The 15,294-nt window shown below is 65.5% G+C and carries 17 protein-coding genes; 14 read left to right on the top strand and 3 right to left on the bottom strand.

Annotation, left to right across the window (positions count from 1 at the left end; translation table 11 throughout):
- Positions 1-237: 237 nt before the first annotated feature.
- On the top strand, positions 238-417 hold the full coding sequence (locus H2052_RS17875) for a hypothetical protein (RefSeq protein WP_366484591.1): 180 nt from the start codon (positions 238-240) through the stop codon (positions 415-417).
- A complete protein-coding gene (gene bfr / locus H2052_RS15390; protein ID WP_293783553.1) occupies positions 414-893 on the top strand; it encodes a bacterioferritin in 480 nt (159 codons plus the stop codon). Before H2052_RS17875 ends, bfr begins: the two co-directional genes overlap by 4 nt.
- A gap of 2 nt (positions 894-895) precedes the next feature.
- Here bfr and wecB read toward each other — a convergent pair whose 3' ends face one another.
- Positions 896-2,002, bottom strand: coding sequence for a UDP-N-acetylglucosamine 2-epimerase (non-hydrolyzing) (wecB, locus tag H2052_RS15385; RefSeq protein WP_293783550.1), 1,107 nt, complete (start codon positions 2,000-2,002; stop codon positions 896-898).
- An 82-nt stretch (positions 2,003-2,084) separates the two neighbouring features.
- Here wecB and cmk point away from each other — a divergent pair, with 82 nt between their 5' ends.
- The 11 genes from cmk (at position 2,085) to H2052_RS15330 (ending at position 11,501) form a co-directional block, all read left to right on the top strand.
- Positions 2,085-2,714 carry a (d)CMP kinase gene (gene cmk / locus H2052_RS15380; RefSeq protein WP_293783660.1) on the top strand — a complete coding sequence of 210 codons (630 nt, stop codon included), beginning with the start codon at positions 2,085-2,087 and terminating at the stop codon, positions 2,712-2,714.
- 204 nt (positions 2,715-2,918) lie between these two features.
- On the top strand, positions 2,919-4,637 hold the full coding sequence (gene rpsA / locus H2052_RS15375) for a 30S ribosomal protein S1 (RefSeq protein WP_293783547.1): 1,719 nt from the start codon (positions 2,919-2,921) through the stop codon (positions 4,635-4,637).
- Between the two features lie 192 nt (positions 4,638-4,829).
- Positions 4,830-5,108 (top strand): integration host factor subunit beta, encoded by a 279-nt coding sequence (gene ihfB / locus H2052_RS15370; RefSeq protein WP_293783544.1) that lies wholly within the window; start codon positions 4,830-4,832, stop codon positions 5,106-5,108.
- Positions 5,109-5,186: 78 nt separating this feature from the next.
- The gene (locus tag H2052_RS15365; RefSeq protein ID WP_293783541.1) at positions 5,187-5,492 is read left to right on the top strand and encodes a lipopolysaccharide assembly protein LapA domain-containing protein; all 306 of its coding nucleotides are present in this window, start codon (positions 5,187-5,189) and stop codon (positions 5,490-5,492) included.
- Positions 5,489-6,166 (top strand): orotidine-5'-phosphate decarboxylase, encoded by a 678-nt coding sequence (gene pyrF, locus H2052_RS15360; protein ID WP_293783538.1) that lies wholly within the window; start codon positions 5,489-5,491, stop codon positions 6,164-6,166. The genes H2052_RS15365 and pyrF overlap by 4 nt, the downstream gene beginning before the upstream one ends.
- 2 nt (positions 6,167-6,168) lie before the next feature.
- Positions 6,169-6,819, top strand: a complete 651-nt coding sequence (locus H2052_RS15355) for a phosphoribosylanthranilate isomerase (RefSeq protein WP_293783535.1) — start codon at positions 6,169-6,171, stop codon at positions 6,817-6,819.
- Positions 6,816-8,024, top strand: a complete 1,209-nt coding sequence (gene trpB, locus H2052_RS15350) for a tryptophan synthase subunit beta (protein ID WP_293783532.1) — start codon at positions 6,816-6,818, stop codon at positions 8,022-8,024. Before H2052_RS15355 ends, trpB begins: the two co-directional genes overlap by 4 nt.
- Positions 8,021-8,491: a hypothetical protein gene (locus H2052_RS15345; RefSeq protein ID WP_293783529.1), complete on the top strand. Its 471-nt coding sequence runs from the start codon at positions 8,021-8,023 to the stop codon at positions 8,489-8,491. The genes trpB and H2052_RS15345 overlap by 4 nt, the downstream gene beginning before the upstream one ends.
- On the top strand, positions 8,481-9,296 hold the full coding sequence (gene trpA / locus H2052_RS15340) for a tryptophan synthase subunit alpha (protein WP_293783526.1): 816 nt from the start codon (positions 8,481-8,483) through the stop codon (positions 9,294-9,296). Before H2052_RS15345 ends, trpA begins: the two co-directional genes overlap by 11 nt.
- Positions 9,293-10,150 carry an acetyl-CoA carboxylase, carboxyltransferase subunit beta gene (gene accD, locus H2052_RS15335; protein ID WP_293783523.1) on the top strand — a complete coding sequence of 286 codons (858 nt, stop codon included), beginning with the start codon at positions 9,293-9,295 and terminating at the stop codon, positions 10,148-10,150. Before trpA ends, accD begins: the two co-directional genes overlap by 4 nt.
- 19 nt (positions 10,151-10,169) lie before the next feature.
- Positions 10,170-11,501 (top strand): folylpolyglutamate synthase/dihydrofolate synthase family protein, encoded by a 1,332-nt coding sequence (locus H2052_RS15330; RefSeq protein WP_293783520.1) that lies wholly within the window; start codon positions 10,170-10,172, stop codon positions 11,499-11,501.
- Here H2052_RS15330 and H2052_RS15325 read toward each other — a convergent pair.
- Complete coding sequence (locus H2052_RS15325) at positions 11,498-12,829, bottom strand: MFS transporter (RefSeq protein ID WP_293783517.1); 1,332 nt, start codon at positions 12,827-12,829, stop codon at positions 11,498-11,500. The two genes, H2052_RS15330 and H2052_RS15325, sit on opposite strands and share 4 nt — an antisense overlap.
- A gap of 112 nt (positions 12,830-12,941) precedes the next feature.
- Here H2052_RS15325 and H2052_RS15320 point away from each other — a divergent pair, with 112 nt between their 5' ends.
- On the top strand, positions 12,942-14,093 hold the full coding sequence (locus H2052_RS15320) for an aromatic ring-hydroxylating dioxygenase subunit alpha (protein WP_293783514.1): 1,152 nt from the start codon (positions 12,942-12,944) through the stop codon (positions 14,091-14,093).
- Here the strand turns inward: H2052_RS15320 and H2052_RS15315 are convergent.
- A partial coding sequence (locus tag H2052_RS15315) for a dicarboxylate/amino acid:cation symporter (protein WP_293783510.1) occupies positions 14,083-15,294 on the bottom strand: 1,212 nt, incomplete at its 5' end. The two genes, H2052_RS15320 and H2052_RS15315, sit on opposite strands and share 11 nt — an antisense overlap.

Raw genomic sequence — 15,294 nt, 5'->3', positions numbered from 1 at the left:
ACTCCCAACGTCTTTGCTGTTAACAAAGTTACCAAATCGTTAACGATTGGGAAGTCCGAAAATGGCGCGCATAACCGCGAATGCGAACGACTTGCAGAAACGATGCGATTCTGCTAATCGTTCGCATTATTGGCCTTGTGGATGGTCCCGTTCTGATGATCCTTTGTGTGTGCAATGCCTTGCGGGAAAACGACGTCCGTGCTGCCGCAGGACCGAAAGGCTGTCCGGTGGAAACCTATGCGCGCCTGGGCGCGCGCCCGCAGTGTGGCCAGTGTCTCCCGCATGCCCGCCGCCTGCTCCGAGGCGCTCGCGCTGCCTGATAGTGCTTCGCATCATCGCAAGTCATTGTTGACGCTGGATTTTCCGGGGCGCATCATGGCGCTTTCCCTGTTCCGTATCAAAGGAGGCGCGCCATGAAGGGTGACAAGGACGTCATCAAGCATCTGAACGCGGCGCTCAAGAACGAGCTGACGGCGATCAACCAGTATTTCCTGCACTACCGGATGCTGGACAACTGGGGCGTCACGCGTCTCGCCAAATACGAGTACGGCGAGTCGATCGACGAGATGAAGCACGCCGACAAGCTCGCGCAGCGCATTCTTTTCCTCGACGGACTGCCGAACTTCCAGCTGCTCGGGCGACTGCGCATCGGCGAATCGGTCGAAGAGGTGCTGAAGGCCGATCTGGAGCTTGAACGCGAGGCGATTCCGCCGCTGCGCGATGCCATCGAGCACTGCGAGAAGGTGCGCGATTACATAAGCCGCGAGATCCTTGAGGACATTCTTGAAAGCGAGGAGGAGCATGTCGACTTCCTCGAAACGCAGCTGTCGCTGATCGACGCGATGGGCATTCAGAACTATATCCAGCTTCAGACGAAGCCCGCCGAAGACTGATTTTACGCGGCTGGGCGCTGCGCGGCGCGCAGCTCATCACGCAGCCTCCGGGCGATCCGATCGGCGGCTTTGCCGTCTCCGATCCGCGTCGAAGCGATTGCCATGCTGCGATGCGCGGCGTGGTCGTCCAGCAAGCGCGTTGCCGCGGCGAGGATGCTGTCCCGCACCGTGTCCACGATCAGTGCCGTTCCTGCCTCCACCACCTCGGGCCGCTCGGTAAGGGCGCGCACGATAAGTGTCGGGATGCCGAGCGCGGAGGCTTCCTCCTGGATGCCACCCGAGTCGGTGATGACGAGGTGTGCATCGGCGAGTGCGGCGACGAAGTCGGGGTAGGGCATCGGCGGCACCAGCCGTGCGGCCGGCAAGGCTTCGAGCGAGGCGTAGGTTTCAGGCGAACAGCTGGGGTGGCGGGGTAACAGCAGATCCACGTCGCCGCGCGCTGCGATGGCTGCAAGCGCACCCATGATCTGGGGGAAGGCTGTTTCGCGCCTTTCCCGTCGATGCAGCGTCGCGAGTACGAGGCGTCGATTGGTTTGCCGCCGTACCGGCAGCTCTCCGAGCATCTGGCGCAGCGCATCGACGACAGTGTTGCCTGTCACTTCAATGGCTGTTTCGGGCACGCCCTCGGCGCGGAGGTTGGCCTGTGAACCGGGTGTCGGCGCAAAGTGCAGTGTCGCGAGCCGCGCGATCAGCGTGCGGTTGAGCTCTTCCGGATAGGGCTGGGCGAGATCGAAGCTTCGTAGCCCCGCTTCGACGTGGGCGACGGGAATACCGACCTGCCGCGCCGCAATGGCGCCGGCGAGTGCCGATGTCGTGTCACCCTGTACGACCACCCACGCGGGACGCTCACGCGCCAGCAGCAGCGCGAGGGCGCCCACCGCCCGCTCGGTGAGTTTGGCCAGGGACTGCCCCGGCCGCATCAGCGCGAGGTTCACGTCGGCCAGGATGCCGAATGGTCCCAGCGCCTCGACGGCCATCTCGGGATGCTGTCCGGTAAGGCATACGCGGACTGAAAGCAGCTGCGCGCGCAGCGCCAGTATGACCGGGGCGAGCTTGATCGCCTCGGGCCGTGTGCCGATCACGACCATTACCGTCTCTGCTGATGTCACGAAGGCCCCCGCCCGCTGTTCACATCGCGCTTCTCCGCTCTATAGGAGCGGCATGACCGCGCCGAATGCAAATCGTTTCGACATCGTTATAGCCGTCGATGGCCCTGCTGCCTCGGGGAAGGGAACGATCGCACGCGCGCTCGCCGCGCATTTCGGCCTTCCGCACATGGATACGGGAAGCCTTTATCGCGCGGTCGGCCTCGCTGTGCTGCGCGCGGGCGGCGATCCGGCCGACGCCGCGCTCGCTGCGAAGTGCGCGAGGATGCTCGACGTCACTGCGCTCGATGACCCGGCGCTGCGCGAATCGGCGACGGCGCGCGCAGCCTCCGTCATCTCCGCGCATCCGGAGGTGCGGGCCGCACTCCTCGAATGCCAGCGGGGGTTCGCGCGTCAGCCGGGCGGCGCGGTGCTCGACGGGCGTGACATCGGCACGGTCATCGCCCCCGATGCCGACATCAAGATTTTCGTGACCGCGAGCCTCGAAGTGCGCGCACGGCGACGGCAGGCGGAAACGCCGGAGCGCGACCTCGCGGTGGTTCACGCGAATCTCGCCGAGCGTGACGCACGCGATTCCGGGCGTGATGCCGCGCCGCTCCGGCAGGCGGAGGACGCGATCCTGCTGGACACGTCGGCTATGGATCGCGAGGCGGCGATTGCCCGCGCGATCGCTCTGGCCGAGGCGCGGCTTGCGGAAAAGACGGCTTTGCGATAGAGCGACGCCGCTTTTCGTGGTGGCAGCCTTCAGGATGCCGCCCGTTTTCCGCGTTCCCTGAACCCGGAAATGAAGGGCCAAACGCAAGGTTTTGCAGCGCAGGCTTTTGCAGGGGAGCGGACGGGCATGGGGCCCGGACGTCTTTCCAGACCGCCGGAAACAACCGGTCGGCCAGTAAACAGACACGAAGGAAAACTGATACTTATGGCAACCAACCCCACGCCGAGCCGCGACGATTTCGCGGCGCTCCTCGAAGCGAGCCTCGGCGGCAGCGAATCATTCGAAGGCCGGGTCGTCACCGGCACCGTTACGGGCATTGAAAACGACATGGCGGTCATCGACGTCGGCCTGAAGTCGGAAGGCCGCGTGCCGCTGCGCGAATTCGCAGCGCCGGGCGAGAAGCCCGAAATCAAGGTCGGCGACCAGGTCGAAGTCTATGTCGACCGCGTCGAGAACGCCTATGGCGAGGCCATGTTGTCGCGCGACCGCGCGCGCCGTGAAGCCGCCTGGGACAAGCTCGAGTCCGAATTCCAGGAAAACGCCCGCGTCGACGGCATCATCTTCGGCCGCGTCAAGGGCGGCTTCACCGTCGATCTCGGCGGTGCGGTGGCGTTCCTCCCCGGCAGCCAGGTCGATATCCGCCCCGTGCGCGACGTCACCCCGCTGATGGGCATGCCGCAGCCGTTCCAGGTGCTGAAGATGGACCGCAAGCGCGGCAACATCGTCGTGTCGCGCCGCGCCGTGCTTGAGGAAACTCGCGCCGAGCAGCGTTCGGGCCTCATCCAGACGCTCACCGAAGGCCAGACGGTCGACGGCGTCGTGAAGAACATCACCGACTACGGTGCGTTCGTGGACCTCGGCGGTATCGACGGCCTGCTCCATGTCACCGACATGAGCTACAAGCGCGTCGGCCATCCGTCCGAAGTGCTGAACATCGGCGACACGGTGAAGGTGCAGATCGTCCGCATCAATCGCGACACGCAGCGCATCTCGCTCGGCATGAAGCAGCTTGAATCGGATCCGTGGGAAGGCGCCGCCGCCAAGTATTCGGTGGGTCAGAAGGCCACGGGCCGCGTCACCAACATCACCGACTACGGCGCCTTCGTGGAGCTGGAAGCGGGTGTCGAGGGTCTCGTCCACGTCTCCGAAATGTCGTGGGTCAAGAAGAACGTCCACCCCGGCAAGATCGTTTCGACGAGCCAGGAAGTCGACGTCGTGGTGCTCGAGGTCGATGAGGACAAGCGCCGCATCAGCCTCGGTCTCAAGCAGGCCCAGCAGAATCCGTGGGAAGCGTTCGCGTCCCAGCATCCGGCGGGCAGCGTCGTTGAGGGCGAAGTCAAGAACACGACCGAATTCGGCCTGTTCATCGGCCTCGACGGCGACGTGGACGGCATGGTCCACATGTCCGACATCGCGTGGGGCGTGAACGGCGAGGAAGCGCTGGAACTGCACCACAAGGGCGAGACGGTGAAGGCTGTCGTGCTCGACGTGGACGTGGAGAAGGAGCGCATTTCGCTCGGCATGAAGCAGCTCGATTCCGCATCGGGCGGCGGCGGCGGTGCCACGGTCTCCAGCGGCGGCGGTGTCAACAAGGGTGAAACAGTCACCTGCACCGTGGCGGCGATCACCGACGGCGGCATCGAGGTCACGCTGGGCGACAGCGGTTCGACTGGCTTCATCCGCCGCGGCGATCTCAGCCGGGACCGCGACGAGCAGCGTCCGGAGCGCTTCCAGATCGGTCAGAAGGTCGACGCGCAGGTGATCGGCTTCGATCGCTCGAAGAAGCCGAACCTGTCGATCAAGTCGCTGCAGATCTCCGAGGAGAAGGAAGCCGTGAAGCAGTACGGTTCCTCCGATTCGGGCGCGAGCCTCGGCGACATCCTCGGCGAAGCGCTGAACAAGGCCAAGGACGCGAAAAAGTAAGCGACGCGCCTTTGTGAGCCGTTTTGCGGCCCGTCAGTTCCGCTACTGACGGGCCGCTTGCTTTTTGTTAACTTGCTCAAGCTGTTGTATGATTTGCGCGGACCGAGTCGGGGGACAGTGGACCCGGGCCGTGCTGGGTGGCCCGCAAGGTGTTTTGAACAAAAAATTGGGGCTCGAGAAACGGGGTGAGAGATGATTCGATCTGAACTCGTCGCAGCAGTCACGGAAATGAACCCGCATTTGTCGCAGCGGGATGTTGAACGCGTCGTATCGACCATTTTCGATTCGATTTCGGAGGCGCTCGCCGAAGGACGCCGCGTGGAACTGCGTGGTTTCGGCGCTTTTTCTACGCGCGGCCGCGATCCGCGGACGGGGCGCAATCCCCGCACCGGCGAAAAGGTGGCCGTGGATGCGAAGCGCGTACCGTATTTCAAGGCGGGCAAGGAACTGCGCGAGCGGCTCAACAAATAAGCGGAGCCCCGAGCACTGATGGCGGTTTATGCGCCATCGGCGCTGGCATCGTGTCCACGTGTCCGTTAAGCAGAGATCATGCGCATCGTCACGCTGATCTTCTACTTCCTGTTCGGCGCGCTGCTGGCTTGGTTTGCCGCGCGAAACTGGGATTTCGTCACGCTGAAGCTGTGGGGCGATTACGAGCTGGCAATCCGGCTCCCCGTTCTGCTGCTCCTCACGTTCCTGATCGGCGCACTTCCGCTCGCGATCCTGCGCTACACCAGCCGCTGGCACTGGTCGCGGCGGGTGAAGAAGCTCGAGCGCGCGCTTGAAGACACGCAGGCCCCGGAGGCGGCGCCTGTCACGGATCCGGCCCCGCCGCCGCCCATCGCGCCGCTATGACCAACCCCGTCTTCTGTGCGGTCGATACGGCCGACAAGGATCACGCGCGGGCACTTGCCATGCGGGTCGCGGGCCGCGTCGGCGGAATCAAGCTCGGCCTTGAATTCTTCATGGCGAACGGCCGCGAGGGCGTGGCTGCGGTTGCGGGGGAGGGCGGGGTGCCTGTCTTCCTAGATCTCAAGCTCCATGACATTCCGAACACTGTCGCGGGCGCCGTCCGCTCGCTCGCTTCGTGCCCCTACGACATCCTCACCGTCCATGCGGGCGGCGGCAGCGCGATGATGCGCGCGGCGAAGGATGCGGCGCGGCCTGGCGCGAAGGTCGTGGGCGTCACGGTGTTGACCAGCATGGACGAGGACGATCTGGCCGCCACCGGCGTGATCGGCACGCCGGCCGACCAGGTCCGCAGGCTGGCGGTGCTGGCGCAGGGCGCGGGGCTCGACGGGATTGTGTGCTCCGCCCATGAAGTCGCCGCGATGCGCGCGGCGTGGCCGGAAGGTTTCTTCGTCGTCCCCGGCATCCGCCCGTCGGGCAGTGCCGTCGGCGATCAGAAGCGCGTGATGACGCCGCGCGAGGCGATGGGCGCGGGCGCGAGCATTCTCGTCATCGGACGGCCGATCACCGGCGCCGATGATCCCGGCGCGGCGGCGGACGCGATCCTTCAGAGCCTTTGAGCATGGCGCGCATCAAGATCTGCGGCGTGCGCGACCGTGCCGCGATCGATGCCGCAGCCGCCGGGCGCGCGGACTATGTAGGCTTCGTGTTCTTCGCGAAAAGCCCGCGCAATCTCTCGCTGGACGAGGCGGGCGGACTTGCCGGTGTGGTGCCGTCCGGCATTCGCCGTATCGGCCTGTTCGTGAACGCCGACGACGAGGCGATCGGCGCGGCCGTGCGCGCCGCGCGGCTGGACGGTGTGCAGCTTCACGGGGACGAGGGGCCGGACCGCGTGGCGGCGGTGAAGGCGCGCTTTGGCGTCGAGGTATGGAAAGCCCTGCCCATCGCAACCCGCGCGGATCTCGCCGCGGCGCGGCAGTATGCGGGCGTCGCCGATCGTATCCTGTTCGATGCGAAGACACCGCCCGGCGCGGCGCTTCCCGGCGGCATGGGCGTGCGCTTCGACTGGCGGTTGCTTGCCAGGGACAACGGGGGCTTTGATCCGGGGGCGCCGTGGGGGCTGGCGGGCGGACTTGACGCCTCGACAGTCGGCGAAGCCCTCGCTACGACGCAGGCGCCGCTCGTCGACGTTTCGTCGGGGGTGGAGAATGCGCCGGGCGTCAAGTCCCCGGCGATGATCAGGGCGTTTTGCGAGGCGGTGCGCGCACGATGACGGTTCAGAACAGCCTGAGACAGCAGCCGGACGAGCGCGGCCATTTCGGCGCCTTCGGCGGGCGCTATGTCGCTGAAACGCTGATGCCGCTGATCCTCGATCTTGAGCGCGAATACCGCGCCGCGCAGATCGATCCGGCATTCCGCGACGAGTTCGATTATCTGCTCAAGCACTATGTCGGCCGCCCGAGCCCGCTGTGGCTGGCGGAGCGGCTGACGGCGGACCTCGGCGGCGCGAAGATTTTTCTCAAGCGCGAGGACCTCAACCACACCGGCGCGCACAAGATCAACAATTGCATCGGCCAGATCCTGCTCGCGAAGCGCATGGGCAAGACAAAGATCATCGCGGAGACCGGCGCGGGCCAGCACGGCGTTGCGACCGCGACCGTGGCTGCGCTCTTCGGCCTGCCGTGCACGATCTTCATGGGCGCGGTGGATGTCGCGCGCCAGCAGCCGAACGTGTTCCGCATGAGGCTGCTCGGCGCGGAAGTCGTAGCGGTGGAATCGGGCGCAAAGACGCTGAAGGACGCGATGAACGAGGCGCTGCGCCACTGGGTCGCGAACGTCCACGATACCTTCTACATCATCGGCACGGTGGCGGGGCCGCACCCCTATCCGGAGCTGGTGCGCGATTTCCAGTCCGTGATCGGCACCGAGGCGCGCGCGCAGATTCTGGAGGCGGAAGGCCGGCTGCCGGATATGCTGATCGCGCCCGTCGGCGGCGGATCGAACGCCATCGGCCTGTTTCACCCGTTCCTCGACGACACGGATGTCGAGATCGTCGGCGTCGAGGCGGCGGGCGAGGGGCTGGACGGCAAGCACGCCGCGAGCCTCGCGGGCGGATCGCCGGGCGTTCTCCACGGCAACAAGACCTATCTGCTGCAGGACGAGGACGGCCAGATTACCGAGGCGCACTCGATCTCGGCGGGGCTCGACTATCCGGGCATCGGGCCGGAGCATGCGTGGCTGCACGACATCGGCCGGGTCCGCTATGAGCCTGTCACCGATGCCGAGGCGCTCACCAGCTTCCAGCGGCTGTGCAAGCTGGAAGGGATCATCCCGGCGCTCGAATCCGCGCACGCCATCGCGGCGGCAGAACGCATCGCGCCGACGATGGGCAAGGACAAGATCATCATCGTCAACCTCTCCGGGCGGGGGGACAAGGACATTTTCACGGTCGCCGAGGCGCTGGGGGTGAAGCTGTGAGGGGGCGTCTGGCCGTTTCAGTTTTGAAGAATGCCGTGCTTGCTGTTCTGCCCTTCTGGATCGTTTTTATTCTGACAAAGATCTTGAGTGATGGACCAGACTACGATCATCAAGGCTTTCATCTCACAATAGCCGCACTTGTTTTTTTATTGCCGCTCTTATGGGGTGCTGTTTTTGGTGTTTTTGTAGATGAAAATCTTGAGAGGTTGCGTTCAAAAAAATGTTATGATTATCATGATTATTGGTATTACTTTTTTGTAAGCATATTGTTCTATTTTGCTCATTGGGCATTTAGAGAATCTTGTGATTATGGATTTGTGGCAATGCAAATGCATTCTGCAATTGATTATTCCAATACGTGTGCCCCCAGATTCTTTTCATTCGCTATCGTATGCCAAGTGCCGACTTTTTTTCTTACTTTGAGAGGCGCTCGAAGTTCACTGGAACGGGCGTATAATGCAGACTAGAATTTCTTTCGCCTTCGCCCGCACCAGCTCCGAAGGCCGCGCGACGCTTGTCACCTTCGTTACCGGAGGCGATCCGACGCCTGCCGACACGGGCGCCGTGCTTGACGCGCTCGTCGCGGGCGGGGCGGACGTGATCGAGCTCGGGATGCCATTCACCGATCCTATGGCGGACGGCCCCGCCATTCAGCGCGCGAACCTCCGTGCGCTCGGGGCAGGGACGACGACGGCTGATATTCTCGGCATTGCGAAGACGTTCCGTGCGCGCCATCCGCAGGTGCCGCTCGTGCTGATGGGGTATGCGAACCCGATGCTTCGGCGCGGTGCTGATTGGTTCGCCGCTGCCGCGAAAGATGCGGGCGTGGACGGCGTGATCGCGGTCGACCTGCCGCCAGAGGAAGACCGCGAGCTTGGCCCGTCGCTGCGCGCGGCGGGGATCGATTTCATCCGGCTGGCGACGCCGACGACGGACGCCGCGCGGCTGCCCGCCGTGCTGGAAGGCGCGTCCGGCTTCCTCTATTATGTTTCGGTCGCGGGCATCACCGGGCTCCAGCAGGCCGCGCAGGGCAGCATCGAAGACGCTGTCGCACGGCTGAAGGCGGCGACGGATTTGCCTGTCGCGGTCGGCTTCGGCGTTCGCACGCCGGAACAGGCTGCCGCGATCGGCCGCGTTGCGGACGGTGTTGTCGTCGGCTCGGCGATCGTTGATATCGTTGCCGCGCACGGCGCCGGTGCCGCACCGCATGTGAAGGATTATGTGGCCGGGCTCGCCGCCGCGCTCGCCACTGCAAGGGAGAAGGCCGCATGAGCTGGCTCGAACGCATCCGCCCCGCGCTCAGTTTCCTCACCAAGAAGGAAACGCCGGACAATCTCTGGACGAAATGCCGGGGTTGCGGTCAGATGAATTTCCACCGCGAACTGGTGGATAACATGAACGTCTGCCCGCGCTGCGAATTCCACGAGCGCATCGGCCCGAAGGAGCGCTTCCAGCAGATATTCGACGGCGGCAAGTACGAGCGGCTGGCGATCCCGTCCGTGACCGAAGACCCGCTGAAATTCCGCGACCAGAAGAAATATACCGATCGCATCAAGGCCGCGCGCGCCGCGACCGGAGACCCCGAGGCGTTCGCGGTTGCGAAGGGCCGGATCGAGGACGTGCCCGCCGTCGTCGGCGTGCAGAACTTCGCCTACATGGGCGGATCGATGGGCATGGGCGTGGGCGAAGCGTTCATCGCGGGGGCGGAAGCCGCGCTCGATGCGCGCGCGCCATACGTTGTGTTCACCGCGGCGGGCGGCGCGCGGATGCAGGAGGGGCTCCTCAGCCTGATGCAGATGCCGCGCGCGACCGTGCTTACCTCGCTGCTGCGCGAGGCGGGGCTGCCCTACATCGTCGTCATCACGGATCCGACGACGGGCGGCGTCACGGCGTCCTACGCAATGCTCGGCGACGTCCATATTGCCGAGCCGGGCGCGCTCATCGGCTTCGCGGGCCAGCGCGTCATCGAACAGACGATCCGCGAAAAGCTGCCCGAAGGCTTCCAGCGCGCCGAATATCTGCACGAGCACGGCATGGTCGATCTGGTCGTTCACAGGAAGCGGCTGAAGGCACAGCTCGGCAGCCTGCTCGGCATACTCACGCAAGCCCCTGCGAAAGCCGCATGAACCGGATGATGCCGCACTGATGGCGACCGAGGGGGCCCGGTCAGAAAATCCCGCGCTCGATGCCCTGCTCGTCGAGGCGAAGGCGCTGCATCCCAATCTGATCGACCTGACGCTCGGCCGCGTCGAACGGCTGCTCGGCAAGCTCGGCAATCCGCACCACCACCTGCCGCCGGTGTTTCACGTGTCCGGCACGAACGGCAAAGGCTCGACTGCCGCGTTCCTGCGCGCTTGCCTTGAGGCGGCGGGATACCGCGTCCACGTTTTCACCTCGCCGCATCTGGTGCGTTTCAATGAGCGCATCCGCCTTGCCGGGCGGCTCATCACCGACGGCGAACTGATCGAGCTTCTGAACGATGTGATCAGCGTCAACAACGGCGAGCAGATTACCTTCTTCGAGCTGACCACGGCGGCCGCGTTCACGGCCTTCTCGCGCACGCCCGCCGACGCCTGCGTCATCGAGGTCGGGCTCGGCGGCACGTGGGATGCGACGAATGTGCTTCCGACGGCGGCGATCTGCGGCATCGCGCAGCTCGGGCTCGATCATCAGCAGTTCCTCGGCAATTCAATCCTCGACATCGCGCGCGAGAAGGCGGGTATCGCCAAGAAGGGCGTGCCGCTTGTCACCTCTCGCTACCCGCAAACGGTTGCGGCGGCGATCGGCGAGGTGGCGGGGCCGAAGGGCGCCCGCATCATCGCGCGCGGCATCGATTGGGACGTGGGCATCTATCAGGACCAGCTTCACTATCGCGACAGCAAAGCCAAGCTGACGCTCGGCATGCCGCGCCTGCCGGGCGCGCACCAGATCGACAATGTCGGCCTCGCCGCCGCGATGCTGCGCCACCAGAGCGCGCTCGCCGTGCCGGACGCGGCGCTGCGCGCCGGGCCGGGCTGGGCGGAATGGCCCGCGCGCCTGCAGCGACTGGAAAGCGGCCCGCTTGTGGCGCACCTGCCGCAGGGCAGCGAACTCTGGCTCGACGGCGGCCACAATCCTTCTGCCGCCCGCGTCATCGTCGACGCCTTTCGCGCCCAGGATATCGCGGCGACGCCGTTCCACCTCGTGCTCGGGATGCTCCAGAGCAAGGATGCGGCTGCCTTCCTGAAAGCGTTCGCGGGCCGCGTGACGGCGGCACACACCGTACCGATCCCCGAGCACGACTGCCTGCCCCCGGAAGCGCTGGCGAAACTCGCCGGCGATGTGGGGCTGCCCGCGACTCCCGCCGCGTCGGTCGACGAAGCGCTCCGCCGCATCGGCCACGCCGCCGACCGCAAGGCGCCCCCCGTGGTGCTGATCGCGGGCTCGCTCTACCTTGCGGGGGATGTGCTGAAGATAAACGGACCGCTGCCCGTCTAATCTTCGGCCTTCTCCGTTCCCGCGGTGCCGATCGATGCGTCGATGAGCCCGGCGCGCATCATCAGCCAGAAGAGGAGGATGCCGGGGAGCGCGATGGCCGTGGTGAACAGGTAGTAGTTCACATAGCCGAACGCTTCGATCAAAGCGCCCGCTGTCGTTCCCGTCATGAAGCGGCCGACGATGCTGGCGAAGGCGGAGATGAGCGCATATTGCGCCGCTGTGAAACGAAGATCGGTGAGCGCGGAGAAATAGGCGACGACGCAGACACCGCCGATGCCGCTCGCAAAATTTTCGAAGCCGATGGCAAGCGCCATGCCGGTGTTGCTGTGTCCAGCAGCGGCGAGCAGCGCGAAGCTGAAGTTGGACACAGCCATCAGGATCAGGCTGAGCAGAACGGAGCGCTTGAGGCCGAGCCGGGCATAGAGCACGCCGCCCACGAAGATCCCCGCGAGCAGCGCCCAGAAGCCGACGCCCACGTCGTAGATCGCGATTTCCGTATTCGAATAGCCAAGGTCTTCGAACAGCAGGCGAAGCGTGAGGTTCGCCAGCGTGTCGCCGATCTTGTGGAGGAGGATGAACAGCAGCACCAGCCACGCGCCGCTGCGCTGGAGGAACTCCGCGAACGGGCCGATGATCGCCGTGCCGAGCGTCTTCAGTGTCTTTCGCGCAGCCACTTCCTTGTGGCGCGCGGGTTCGCCCATGATGAGCGCGGTGATCGCGGCCGGAAGCGCGAACACCGCGCACAGCATATAGGCCGCGCCCCAGCCGAGATTCCATTGCATCGGGTCGGCGGCCACGAGCGCGAGCGCACCTGCGCCCGCCGCGCCGATGCGCCAGCCGTATTGCGACATGCCCGCGCCGACGCCGAGCTGGCGCGGCTCCAGCAGCTCGATGCGATAAGCGTCGATGACGATATCGAACGTCGCGCCGGCGACACCCACGAAGATCGCGGCGAGCGCGACCGCCATGATATCCGCCTTCGGGTCCATAAGCCCGAGATTGATGACCGCGACGATGACCAGCACCGCCGTGAACAGCATCCACGAGACGCGCTGGCCGAGGCGCCCAAGCAGCGGCAGGCGCACGCCTTCCACAACCCACGCCCAGAGGAACTTGAAATTATAGGCGAGGAACACGAGCGCGAAGGTGGTGACGCTCTTCTTGTCGATACCGTCCTGCGCAAGCCGCGTGGTGAGCGTCGCGCCGATCATCGCGTAGGGGAAACCCGATGACATGCCGAGGAACAGCGCAGCGAACGGCGCGGCTTCGAAATAGGGGCGGACACCTGCGGGAAGACGGTCCCGAACCGATGCCAAATTGCCCGCCATGCGTGCTCCTTCATGCTGACCGGGTGCGTGTGTAAGCGAGAAATGGCCGCACGGGAATCTCCCGCGTTTGCGCTAGGTGTCGGAGAGACACAGGCGCGGTAGAATGGGCCGCATGGATGCTCTTTCACCCCCGCGCCGTCCGACGCCCGGCCAGCTTGCGCTGGCGCGCGCGGTAGCGGAGGGCGGCGGCATGGAGGAGGCGCGCACGGCGACCGTGCCTGCCGCTGTCTACACCGACGCGGCCCGGTTCGCGCTGGAGCGCGAGCGGCTGTTCGGGCGGCTGCCCGTGGCCGTCGCGGTGTCGGCGCTGCTGCCCGAGGCGAACATGGCGGTGCCGCATGACGGGTTCGGCGTGCCGCTGCTTCTCGCGCGTGACGGCAAGGGCGCGGTGCGCGTGTTCCTGAACGTCTGCCGCCATCGCGGCACGCGGCTGATGGACGGTGCCGAGGTGCAGAAGGCGCCGCGCATCGTCTGCCCCTATCATGCCTGGGCATATGGACCCGACGGCCATCTGGCGGGCGTGCCGCGCGCCGACACGTTTCCGGGGCTGGACAAGGCGGAGCGCGGGCTTCTGGAACTGCCCTCGCGCGAGGCGGGCGGCATCATCTGGGCGGGGCTGGAGCGGGATCGGGCTTACGATTTCTCGTATGTCGAGGGGCCGCTTGCTGCCGATTTCGATGCGCTCGGGCTTGGCGAGATGTATCTCTACAATCGCCGCACGCACGATGTGCCCGCGAACTGGAAGCTGATCATGGACGCGTTCCTTGAAAGCTACCATGTGCAGCGCCTGCACGCGAAAACGATCGCGCCGTTCTTCGTGGACGGGATCACGGCGGGCGACCTCATCGGCCCGCACGCGCGCTCGGCGGTGGCGCGTGCCGATTATCTTGCCAAGGTCGACCTTGAAGACTGGGCGGCGCTGCGCCGTGTCGTCACCTACGCCTATCAGCTCGTGCCCGGCACGGTGCTGGTGTTCTCGCCCGACTATGTGAACCTGATGACGCTGATGCCGCAGGCAGCGGGGCGCACGCTTGTCGAGGACTTCATGCTGATCCCCGAAAAGCCCGCGACGGCGAAGGCCGAGGATCACTGGCGGCGGTCATGGGAGTTGCTCGACGGCGGCGTGTTCGGCACCGAGGATTTCGGCGCCGCCGCGCGCGGTCAGCAGGGGCTGGAATCGGGCGCCGTTTCGGAGCTGTTGCTCGGCAGCCTCGAACTCGGCATCCGCCGCTTTCACGAGACGGTCGAGAGCCTTATCGCATAGGCTCCGGGGTGAGCAACGGCGGGTCGGTCTCGCCGCGCGACACCACCACGGCGGCGGCAAGATCACCCGTCACGTTCAGCGTCGTGCGGCACATATCGAGGAAGCGGTCGACACCGAGTATGAGGCCGATGCCTTCGGGCGGCACGCCGACCATGCCGAGGATCAGCGCCACCACGGGCAGCGAGCCCGCAGGCACGCCCGCCGTACCGATGCCGCCGAGGATGCACACCAGCATCACCACCACCTGCTGGCCGAGATTGAGTTCGACGCCAAAGAACTGCGCGAGGAACAGCACGGTGACGCCTTCGAACAGCGCGGTGCCGTTCTGGTTCGCCGTTGCGCCGATGGTGAGCACGAAGCGCGAGACGCGGCGCGGCAGCATCAGTTTGGTCTCCGCGACGCGCAGCGCCGTGGGTAGCGTGGCGTTCGACGAGGCGGTGGAGAAGGCCATGACGATCGCCTCCTCCGATCCCTTGAAGAAACGCATGGGCGACATGCCGCCGAGATATTTCACCGCCAGGGAGTAGACGACAAGCATGTGGATGCCGAGCGCGAGGACGACGACACCGACGTAGGAGGCGAGGCGGGCGAGCAGATCCCACCCGAACAGCGCGGCAAGGTTGAACATGAAGCAGGCGACGGCATAAGGCGCGAGGCGGATGACGAGATTGATGAGCGTCATCGTGACGTCGAACAGGCCTTCGATCGCGCCTTTCAGACGCTCGGCTCCCGGCGTATTCGCGATAACGAGGCCGATGCCGAACATCAGGGCGAAGAACATCACGGCGAGGATGTCGTTGTCCGCGGCCGCGCGGATGACGTTCGATGGGACAATATTGAGCAGCGCGTCCATGCCCGAAGGCGCGGTGCGCGAGGTGTTGACGATGGCGGACGCGCCCTCGCTCGCATCGGCGAGCAGGCGCTGCGCGAGTGCTGGATCAATGCCGTCGCCGGGGCGCAGGACGTTCACCAGCACGAGCCCGATCACGACCGCGATGGCCGAAACCCCGATCGTGTAGGCGAGCGTTTTCCAGCCGATACGGCCGAGCGAACGGATGTCGCCCATCTCCGCGACACCGAGCACCAGCGCCGAAAACAGCAGCGGGATCACCAGCATGAACAGCAGGCGCAGGAACAACTGGCCGATCGGGCCGGTCACATAGGTCGTGACGGTCTGCACCCATGCAGCGTCGGCGCCCGC

The organism is Sphingosinicella sp. (assembly GCF_013911755.1).
Taxonomy (GTDB): domain Bacteria; phylum Pseudomonadota; class Alphaproteobacteria; order Sphingomonadales; family Sphingomonadaceae; genus Sphingosinicella.
The sequence above is the reverse complement of the archived record's forward strand: the minus strand, read 5'-3'. Positions and strand labels throughout refer to the sequence as shown.